General features: G+C 44.5%; 7 protein-coding genes and 1 tRNA gene. 2 read left to right on the top strand and 6 right to left on the bottom strand.

Translation table 11 applies throughout. The features are described from left to right. Nucleotides 1-80 precede the first annotated feature (80 nt). The 4 genes from AB4486_RS05660 to mutY all read right to left on the bottom strand — a co-directional run bounded on the left by AB4486_RS05660 (nucleotide 81) and on the right by mutY (nucleotide 2,825). Nucleotides 81-156, bottom strand: a tRNA-Phe gene (locus AB4486_RS05660). Between the two features lie 103 nt (nucleotides 157-259). Continuing rightward, the gene (gene mltC / locus AB4486_RS05655; RefSeq protein WP_372103749.1) at nucleotides 260-1,393 is read right to left on the bottom strand and encodes a membrane-bound lytic murein transglycosylase MltC; all 1,134 of its coding nucleotides are present in this window, start codon (nucleotides 1,391-1,393) and stop codon (nucleotides 260-262) included. Nucleotides 1,394-1,462: 69 nt separating this feature from the next. Further along, a complete protein-coding gene (locus tag AB4486_RS05650) occupies nucleotides 1,463-1,735 on the bottom strand; it encodes an oxidative damage protection protein (protein ID WP_010435637.1) in 273 nt (90 codons plus the stop codon). Between the two features lie 28 nt (nucleotides 1,736-1,763). Further along, nucleotides 1,764-2,825 carry an A/G-specific adenine glycosylase gene (gene mutY, locus AB4486_RS05645; protein WP_372116645.1) on the bottom strand — a complete coding sequence of 354 codons (1,062 nt, stop codon included), beginning with the start codon at nucleotides 2,823-2,825 and terminating at the stop codon, nucleotides 1,764-1,766. Nucleotides 2,826-2,990: 165 nt separating this feature from the next. On the opposite strand from mutY, the gene trmB reads away from it, so the two are divergent. Beyond that, complete coding sequence (gene trmB / locus AB4486_RS05640) at nucleotides 2,991-3,710, top strand: tRNA (guanosine(46)-N7)-methyltransferase TrmB (protein ID WP_017062250.1); 720 nt, start codon at nucleotides 2,991-2,993, stop codon at nucleotides 3,708-3,710. Nucleotides 3,711-4,059: 349 nt separating this feature from the next. Beyond that, nucleotides 4,060-4,980 carry a glutaminase B gene (gene glsB, locus AB4486_RS05635; RefSeq protein WP_017062249.1) on the top strand — a complete coding sequence of 307 codons (921 nt, stop codon included), beginning with the start codon at nucleotides 4,060-4,062 and terminating at the stop codon, nucleotides 4,978-4,980. A 138-nt stretch (nucleotides 4,981-5,118) separates the two neighbouring features. On the opposite strand, the gene hemW is transcribed toward glsB, so the two are convergent. Both hemW and AB4486_RS05625 read right to left on the bottom strand, forming a co-directional pair. After that, on the bottom strand, nucleotides 5,119-6,306 hold the full coding sequence (gene hemW / locus AB4486_RS05630) for a radical SAM family heme chaperone HemW (protein ID WP_017067796.1): 1,188 nt from the start codon (nucleotides 6,304-6,306) through the stop codon (nucleotides 5,119-5,121). Next, on the bottom strand, nucleotides 6,306-6,905 hold the full coding sequence (locus AB4486_RS05625; RefSeq protein WP_017062247.1) for an XTP/dITP diphosphatase: 600 nt from the start codon (nucleotides 6,903-6,905) through the stop codon (nucleotides 6,306-6,308). The genes hemW and AB4486_RS05625 overlap by 1 nt, the downstream gene beginning before the upstream one ends. Nucleotides 6,906-6,911 lie beyond the last annotated feature (6 nt).

Here is a 6,911-nt window from a genome sequence, read left to right as displayed (position 1 = left end):
GTCGGCACACTAAATTCTTTATGCTTTTGTCCGTGTTGTTACTCCCTGTTAAAGAGTGTTGACACCAACAAATCAAATTGTGGTGCCCGGAGGCGGAATCGAACCACCGACACGAGGATTTTCAATCCTCTGCTCTACCGACTGAGCTATCCGGGCAACGGAGCGCTATTAAACGGATTTTCTGCATAACCGTCAACTCCTTTTTTGAAAATAACTAAAAAAACCGTTCGTTCGTTGTTTTTTTATTCAAAAGTGAGGGTTATGTTTTACCTTGGTTAAATTCTTTTTTGAATTGCGTTACTTTTTCGAGGTATCGGCGCGACTCTTTATTTGGATGCTTCTTGGTAAGCGCCCAGTAGGCTTGGCTCGGTTGCAGCGAGTTTAAGTCTTGCATTGCTCGCTTTCTGTCCTTACTGAAGGTATTGAGTACGCCACCAGTACCGCCGTTATAGGCTGAAATCATACTGTATTCAAGCGTTAATGGGTTTTTTACGTCTTTCAAATAACGATTTTTAAGGATGTAAAAGTATGCGGTGCCAGCATCAATGTTGTTTTCTGGATTGAATAAGTACTCAGGGCTTGGTTCACCAGGTTTCTTTTTGACGTGTTCAAATACATCTCGACCAGCGGTTTTAGGTACCACCTGCATAAGACCATAAGCATTAGCCCAGCTTACGGCGTACGGGTTGAAGCTACTCTCTGTCTTGATGATAGCGTAGATTAAATCTTCAGGGATGTCATAACGCTGAGACGCTCGTCGAACGATGTCGGCATATTGATAACTACGCTGGCTAGCGTGGTCGGCCACCATTGGGATTTCAACGTAGTAGGCTTTTTTAAAGTCGACTTCTTTGGTTTTTAGGTTATTCGCGATCAGGTAATCCGCAAACTGGTTCGCTCGCCAAGTCCATTGAATGGGCTTTTTTTCTTGGTCTACGACCTGATTATAGAGGAAAGGTTTGCCTTCTAGCTTGATGCTTTTAGAAGAGAATAGATCGACATGCGCCGGATCATCTGGCGTCAAAAGGGTCGTCATGATCGCATTTTTGAGGTGTTTTTTCGGTTCGGTAGAGGAAACCGTTTCCACCGTTATCAGGCCTTGGCTAAAATTCACTTCTGAACGACTTAAGTAATTATCTATGTATTTCACATAGTTACTCTTACCTGCCATCTTGATTTCACTGCTACCCCAGCGCTTTTGGATATTGCCAGAAAAGCTATTAATCAAAGAGTCTAGTGCTCCGGTGTCTTTTTCAAACTGACCGGGTAGCTCTGCCAAATTGCTTACAAATCGGTTGGTCGGCTCATAATTAACATCATAAATGCTTTCGACAAATTCACGGCTGCAGCCAGTCAATAACATGGCTGTTAGGAAGTAACTTAGCTTTTTCATAGTTCCTCATACAAAAATGACATCGCAGCGTTAACCATGATGTCATTAAAAATTGCTTAAATAAATGTCTTATTCGCTTGGTGGAGTATAGCCATCAATTACGACATCTTTACCTTCGAAAAGGAAGTTAACCATCTCAGTTTCAAGAAGTTTACGATGTTCAGGATCCATCATGTTTAGCTTCTTTTCATTGATCAGCATTGTTTGCTTGCTTTGCCATTGTCCCCAAGCTTCTTTAGACACGTTGTCAAAGATACGTTTACCTAAGTCACCTGGGTAAAGTTGAAAATCTAGGCCTTCAGCATCTTTTTGAAGGCGAGCACAAAATACAGTGCGGCTCATAGTGGTTCCTCTTATGGCGTTCGTTGATTCAAACGGCGTCGTTCAGTTCAAAGGGTAGGCTCTCAATAAGTTGCTTTACAGGAGCAGCTAGGCCAATTTCTTCCGGTTTTGATAAGTTATACCAGAGACCTTTAGTCCCTTCCATTATCAAATCTGGTTGTTTATCTAATTTCACTAATACTGGCGTGATATCTAAGTGGTAGTGGCTGAAAGTGTGCCTAAACGCAATCATGGTCTTGATTGACTCGGTTTCAGCATCTTTGATCGAGCGAAGATCTAACTGATGTTCGAACTCTGCATTTTCATTTTGAGGGAAACAGAATAGCCCTCCCCAGATACCAGATTGAGGGCGCTGTTCGAGCCACACTTGGTTGTCGTGATACAGAATCACAAACCATGTGTCTTTTACTGGCTTTTCTTTCTTAGGCTTTTTGCCAGGGAAGTCGAGCTGTCTATCGAGCTTCTTGGCCTCACACATGCTTTCAATCGGGCACAAGGTGCACTTAGGCTTGCTACGGGTACAAACCATGGCACCCATGTCCATCATTGCTTGGTTGTACTTATCGACATCTTTGTTCGGAGTATGTGCTTCGGCGTGTTCCCAAAGCTGGTTTTCGACTTTCTTTTGCCCCGGCCAACCTTCAACGGCAAAACTTCTCGCAAGCGTTCGTTTTACATTGCCATCAAGAATCGCATGAGGAAGTTTATGAACCGATGATAAGACGGCTGCTGCTGTTGAGCGACCAATCCCCGGTAGCGCGTTCATCTCTTCGATAGACAGCGGAAATTCACCACCATATTGCTCAGCAACGATCTTGGCTGCTTTATGTAGATTGCGAGCTCGTGCGTAATAACCAAGCCCTGTCCATAAGTGGAGTACCTCATCTTGTTCGGCGTTCGCTAGGTCGATAACCGTTGGAAAGCGTTCTAAGAAGCGTTGGTAGTATGGAATCACCGTAGCAACCTGAGTCTGCTGAAGCATGATTTCAGATAGCCAAACGGTGTAGGCGGTTTTGTTTTGTTGCCAAGGCAATTCTTTACGCCCGTAGGCGTCATACCACTTTAATATGGCGGTTGCGAAAGGAGTCACGACATGCTCTATGCTTTGCTATTATTAGAAGCGAAATTGCACCACACTTAACGTTGGATGTAAAACAGACAAATTGTGTGGGAATTTATCCACGGAAAGACTTGCACCGGAGGCAATTCTTTGGATAATCCCCGCTTTGATTAATCAATGTGCAGGCAAAAATCAATGAGTGAAGTGACCACTAACGAATATACTGAAGACGGCAAACTGGTTCGTAAGATCCGTAGCTTTGTTCGCCGCGAAGGCCGCTTAACAAAAGGCCAAGAGAACGCGATGAATGAATGTTGGCCAACAATGGGTATCGACTACAACCCAGAGCTTCTTAACTGGAAAGAAGTATTTGGCAACGATAACCCGGTTGTACTAGAGATTGGCTTCGGTATGGGTGCATCACTGGTTGAAATGGCAAAGAACGCACCTGAGAAAAACTTCTTAGGTATTGAAGTTCATAGCCCGGGTGTTGGTGCGTGTTTAGGTACAGCTCGCGATGCTGGCGTAACTAACCTGCGTGTAATGTGTCACGATGCTGTAGAAGTATTTGAACACATGATCCCAGATAGCAGCCTGCATACTCTGCAACTGTTCTTCCCTGACCCATGGCACAAAGCTCGTCACCATAAACGTCGTATCGTTAAGGCTGAGTTTGCAGAGATGGTTCGCGGCAAGCTTCAACTTGATACTGGTGTTTTCCACATGGCAACAGACTGGGAAAACTACGCAGAACATATGATTGAAGTGATGAACGTAGCTCCAGGCTTCGAAAACATCGCTGAAGATGGTGATTACATCCCTCGTCCGGATGAGCGCCCGCTAACTAAGTTTGAAGCGCGTGGCCACCGTTTAGGTCATGGTGTTTGGGACATTAAGTTCAAGCGTACTAAGTAACTTCGAATCAAATTAAGTGAAGGGTAATCCGACTTAGGGTTTAACCCCTACACTTTATGGGATTGATTAAAGCCAACATTATTGTAATGTTGGCTTTTTTGTCCTTAGGCTTTTATTTCAGTAAAGGCTTAACGACAGAAAGTAATACCAATCACAGTAAGTAAGTGATCAGAAATAGCGTAGGAAAAAGGCTTGAGAACAAGGCAGCATTTTTCGATAAGTAGTTACTCTACAATCAAAAATTCTAACGCAGTTATCGAGCATTTTAACAAGCTAGAGTGAGCAGTTATTTACTACGATTGGTATATGTTACACCCCTACAAAAATAACAATATAGAAGTAAGCGCACATGAAACCAACTCAAGCTATTTTGGCCGAGATCTTAGACGAAGTTCGTCCTTTAATTGGACAGGGAAAGGTCGCTGATTATATCCCTGCACTGGCTCGCGTATCGAACCAGAAACTGGCGATCGCGGTATACACCAATGAAGGTGAGGTGATTAAAGCAGGCGATGCTGAAGAAGCATTTTCTGTGCAATCTATTTCTAAAGCCTTGAGCCTGACGCTAGCTATGGTGCTATATAAGCCTGAAGAGATTTGGCAAAGAGTAGGCAAAGAGCCTTCTGGTCAAGCCTTTAACTCGATGATTCAGCTTGAGATGGAGTATGGTATTCCCCGCAACCCGTTCATCAATGCGGGGGCAATTGTCGTTGCAGACCTACTACAAAGCCGCTTGTCTGCGCCTAGGCACCGCTTGTTAGAGTTTGTGCGTCAGTTATCGGGTGATACTCATATTGTGTATGACAAGGTGGTAGCGGCTTCAGAAATGATGCACAGCGATCGTAATGCTGCCATTGCTTATTTGATGCGTTCATTTGGTAATTTTGAGAATGATGTTATCCCAGTTCTGAATAACTACTTCCACGCTTGTGCGCTTAAAATGACGTGTGTGGATTTGGCAAAAACCTTTAGCTATTTAGCAAACAAAGGCGTGTCGGTTCAAACCAAGAAAGAGATCATCACGCCAGTTCAAACCAAGCAGTTGAATGCTTTGCTTGCGACGTGTGGCTTGTACGATGGGGCTGGTGAGTTTGCCTACCGTGTTGGTATGCCAGGAAAATCGGGCGTTGGTGGCGGTATTATTGCTATCGTTCCTGGCGAAATGACGATTGCGGTGTGGTCTCCAGAGCTTGATCCTTCTGGCAACTCGCTCGCAGGTACTAAGGCTCTAGAGTTGCTTTCAGAGCGAATTGGTCGTTCTATTTTCTAAGAGAAAGATTCGAGCACGGACGTTGTCCTATAGAACGCTTCGCTCCGAGAGAGGGCTATAAAACAAAAAGGGTTGACCCTAAAGCCAACCCTTACGCAATGCTTCTCGAATCTCGAATCTCGAATCTCGAATCTCGAACTACTCGTCTTCTTCTGCCATAAAGGCTTCTAACAGATCATTGAGAAACAGCTTTCCTTTTTCAGTGATCTGCCAGTGAGTGTCGGTTTCCTTCAAGTAGCCTAGCTCTTTTGCCCATTCAATCGTTTTTTGAATCGAGTCAAAACCAAGCCCTGTCGTATCAATGAAATCCTGCTTTGGACATGCTTCCATTAACCTAAAGCGGTTCATGAAAAATTCAAAAGGGCGGTCTTCATTCGGCACTTCAAATTCATCTGATAGATAAGGTTTTACCATGTTTTGGTACGCAGCTAGATAGCCTCTAGGGTGCTTAACCTTAGTGGTACGAACAATGCGTCCATCTGTAAAGCTCAGCTTGCCATGAGAGCCACAGCCAATACCTAGATAGTCACCAAAGCGCCAGTAGTTGAGGTTATGTTGGCACTGATATCCCGGCTTGCTGTAGCCTGAAATTTCGTACTGCACATACCCTGCGTCTGCGAGCTTCTTATGGCCTAGGTCGAAGATATCCCAAAGGTCATCATCATCAGGCAGCGTTGGTGTTTTGTAATAGAACATGGTGTTAGGTTCTATTGTTAGCTGATACCAAGATAAGTGCGGAGGGTCGAGTTCTATCGCTTTATCCAAATCAGCCAACGCTTGTTCAATACTCTGTTCGGGTAAGCCGTGCATTAAGTCTAAATTGAAACTATTCAATCCAATCTTATGCGCTAAATGAGCAGCATTTACCGCTTCATCTTGACCATGAATACGCCCAAGTCTTTCCAGTTTCTCTTGCTCAAAACTTTGCACACCCACCGAGATTCGAGTAATGCCTGCCTTTTGGTAACCTGCAAAACGCTCAGCTTCGATAGTTCCCGGGTTGGCTTCCATGGTGATTTCTATTTCAGGTTTGAACGGGATGCGCTGTTCAATGCCTTGTAACAATCGGCCAATTCCTTCAGGAGAAAACAGGCTTGGGGTACCGCCACCAATAAAGATCGAATGCAGTGGGCGAGGCATACCATTGAGCTGATATTTTTCGATATCAGTATCGAGATCTTCAAGCAGTGCATCGATGTACTCTTTTTCAGGGATCTCGGCTTTCAGAGCGTGAGAGTTAAAATCACAATACGGACACTTTTGTACACACCATGGGATGTGTACATAGAGGCTAAGTGCGGGTGGTATTAGCGCTGCATTGTGCATTACAGAGCTTGCTCCTTGAGAGTCTTGAATAGTGACGCAAGCGCTTTACCACGGTGTGATAGTTGCTTCTTACGCGAAGATTCAAGCTCTGCTGAGGCGCAGTTATCTTCTGGTACAAAGAACACAGGATCGTAGCCAAAGCCATTCTCACCGTGTTCTTCAGTAAGAATACGACCTTCCCATTTACCGTGACACACTAGAGGTGTTGGATCATTCTCGTGACGCATTAGCACCAACACACAGTGGAAACGCGCAGTACGCTTTTCAGTTTCGACACCTTGCATCGCATCTAATAGTTTTTTGATGTTCTGCTTATCGGTTGCCCCTTCACCTGAGTAACGCGCTGAATAGATACCTGGCGCACCATTTAAGTAATCAACCTCTAAACCTGAGTCGTCAGCAATGGCTGGCAGCCCTGTTTCTTTCGCTGCGTGGCGAGCTTTGATGATGGCATTTTCAATGAAAGTCGTTCCTGTTTCAGCGACTTCTGAAACGTTAAATTCACTTTGCGCGACAACGTCAAAACCAAACTCAGACAGAATATCTGCCATCTCGCGAACTTTACCTTGGTTGCCTGTTGCTAAAACAATCTTACTCATGGGAAT

The sequence above is a fragment of the Vibrio sp. 10N.222.55.C6 genome, from assembly GCF_041473395.1.
Taxonomy (GTDB): Bacteria; Pseudomonadota; Gammaproteobacteria; order Enterobacterales; family Vibrionaceae; genus Vibrio; species Vibrio crassostreae_C.
Note: the sequence above shows the minus strand (reverse complement) of the source record. Positions and strands in the feature narration are given on the sequence as shown.